The sequence below is a fragment of the Opacimonas viscosa genome (assembly GCF_024199005.1).
Lineage (GTDB): Bacteria > Pseudomonadota > Gammaproteobacteria > Enterobacterales > Alteromonadaceae > Opacimonas > Opacimonas viscosa.
In genome coordinates this window covers 1-515 of the sequence record NZ_JANATA010000054.1, presented here as the reverse complement: position 1 = coordinate 515, position 515 = coordinate 1, and the positions used below count along the sequence as shown (strand labels likewise).

General features: G+C 39.8%; 1 pseudogene. It reads left to right on the top strand.

The window, feature by feature from the left end:
* Positions 1-89: 89 nt before the first annotated feature.
* Positions 90-317: pseudogene (locus tag NLF92_RS12665) on the top strand (transposase domain-containing protein); the annotation flags it as partial.
* Positions 318-515 lie beyond the last annotated feature (198 nt).

The window sequence follows — 515 nt, the reverse complement described above, 5'->3', positions numbered from 1 at the left end:
ACCATGCGCCCGAGTGAATCGTAGGTAAAATCATAGCGATGTCCCATGGCATCGGTTTGCTCAATCAGCTCACCATAATGGTTATATTGATATCGCCAGGTTGCAAAAACTACCTGTTTGCGGGCTCCAAAGCCGGAGGTGAGCGTGCAGCTGTGCTGTACTCAATACTAGGCACAGCTAAACTCAATGACATTAATCCAACGCATTACCTAACTGCGGTTCTCAAACGCATCAGTCAGCACCCTATCAATCAAATTGATAAACTCCTTCCGTGGAATATCGAACTGGACGATCAAGACGCACCACAAGTGATCTAAAAATAAGTGTCCACTAAAAAATAAGTGGACACTATCTTAGGACATTAACCTGTAATGAGCGGACGGTTACGAAATTTTCTGATTTTTTTTTTTTTTTTACTTATATATTTAATGTAAATATCATAAGTAATGTAAATATCATAAGTATCCGTCCGGTAAACCCCGTCTAGCAACACCATAATCTATGTTTGATAATCA